Source organism: Nocardia abscessus, assembly GCF_015477775.1.
In the GTDB taxonomy this organism is placed as follows: domain Bacteria; phylum Actinomycetota; class Actinomycetes; order Mycobacteriales; family Mycobacteriaceae; genus Nocardia; species Nocardia abscessus_A.
Window position 1 is genome coordinate 1 of sequence record NZ_JADLQO010000051.1, and the last position, 1,774, is coordinate 1,774.

Sequence of the window (1,774 nt, forward strand, 5' to 3'; positions counted from 1 at the left end):
TTCCCCGCCGGGTCGGTGCCGTTTCCGGTTCCATGACCGCTCGATAGGGCGTGTGATGTCAAGCGGAATGTGGAAAATAGTTCCGACCCGGATGCCTCTCTTCCAGTTCTGGATGCGCACGGCACGAGAGGAATTCGGCCCGCCACTATTCATTTGCGCGAGACCAGGTGGACTCACGCCGGCGACCTCACCGCGGTGCCGCAGCGGACGAGGACACACTCCGGGACACGCGGCCGGTTGCGGGTCGCGCCCGCTACCGCGTTGCCACTGAGTTCGGCTCCGGGTTTGATCACGCCTTCCTCGTCGTGACCTTGGGTGTTCTTCATCAGGCGCATAAGGGTCTCCTGTTCGTGGGCTGAGTTGAGGTCGGTTGTGTCGCTGGCGGGTTCATCGAGTCAGGTGCTCGCGCAGAAGGCCGGTGGTGCGGTCGAGCCACACACTCGCCCCGTGCCCGCGCCCGCTCCGGCGCACCAGGTCGGCGGCACCGGTGGCGTAGGCGGCGATGTCGTCGGAGTGCACGAGGTGAATCCGGGGGGCGGCGTAGCCGCCCGTACCGCCGGTCACGTGCGCCACGGTGTACATGCCGCGCTCGTCGTGGGGGCCGGGGGCGTAGATGATGAATTGATCGCCGGTGATGGCGTTGGCGATCACGTAGATCGGCTGGAGGGCGGCGGTGGTGGGGATCGCGGGGTCGGTCACGGTGTCTCCTGTTGGTTGCCGCCCCGGTCGGGGCGGGGGTGTTGGTGATAGTTGGGCCGCGCCGGTGGCACCGGCGCGCCCGGTCCGGGTGCCCCGGGCGCGTGCTGCGCCCGGGGCCCGGGGTCTAGGTGGCGCGCACGGCAGCGGTGGCGGCGCGGGCGATCTCGGCGGCGGTGGTCGCGGGGTCGGTGAGCAGGTGCGGGTTCGAGTTCTTCAGCGGGTTGACTCGCCCGCGTGCCGGTGCCAGCCACAGCACCGCGCACCCGGCCGCGCGCAACGCGTCGAGGCGTTTCTGGGCGCGGTCGCGGTTGAGGCCGGTGTAGATGCCGTCGGAAATGATCACCAGCAGCCGGGCCGCGCCAGGGCGGGCCAGACCGAGGGCACCCTCGAGGGCCACGATGGCGAAGTCGATCGCGTGATTGCCGTCCGGGCAACCGAACTCGGTGACCTGGGCGGGGGCGGTGCCCGGGTAGGTGATCGGGGTGACAGTGTCCCCGAATGTCACGGTCGCGGTGGTGGCGGGCATGGCAGCCAGCTCGGCGGCGCGGGCGATGATCCACGCGGCCGAGGACACCGGGGCGGCGAACTTGCTCATCGAGGAGGACACGTCGCACGCGATGCCGACCTGCAGCGGCGGGTGTGGGCTGTTCTTGCGGGTGGTGCGGGTGAACGGTTCGGCAGTGGGGATGGCCCCGGCGGCGAGCTGTGCCTGGCGTGCCAGCACACCGCGCATCCGCACCCGTCCCGGCGGGACCACCGAGGTCGTTTTCACCGTGGCGCGTTCGCGGGCGGCGGCGGTGTCCAGCGCGCGGGCCAGTACCCGCGCGGCGCTCTGTTCTTTCGCCAGCGGGGTGCGGGTGCGGCGCACGATGCGCGAGATGCCTGGCACCCCGCCGTCGCCGCCGCCGTCGCCGAACACGTTTTCCGCCAACCGCTGTGCCCGTTCGGCGGTGTCGGCGGCTGCCCGGCGCGCGGCGGCGGCGGACTCGGCCGGGTCGGCGGGCACCGGATTGGCCGCGACCTCGCGGGCGATGGCGGCCACCGTGGCGCGGATGGCCGCGCCCAACTTCGAGCC

The 1,774-nt window shown here is 71.8% G+C and carries 3 protein-coding genes; all 3 read right to left on the reverse strand.

Features of this window, described 5'->3' with window-relative positions; all coding sequences use genetic code 11:
• Window positions 1-173 precede the first annotated feature (173 nt).
• Window positions 174-335 carry a hypothetical protein gene (locus tag IU450_RS39185; RefSeq protein ID WP_195154766.1) on the reverse strand — a complete coding sequence of 54 codons (162 nt, stop codon included), beginning with the start codon at window positions 333-335 and terminating at the stop codon, window positions 174-176.
• Window positions 336-387: 52 nt separating this feature from the next.
• Window positions 388-699 (reverse strand): hypothetical protein, encoded by a 312-nt coding sequence (locus tag IU450_RS39190; RefSeq protein WP_195154767.1) that lies wholly within the window; start codon window positions 697-699, stop codon window positions 388-390.
• A 124-nt stretch (window positions 700-823) separates the two neighbouring features.
• A partial coding sequence (locus IU450_RS39195) for a vWA domain-containing protein (RefSeq protein WP_195154768.1) occupies window positions 824-1,774 on the reverse strand: 951 nt, incomplete at its 5' end.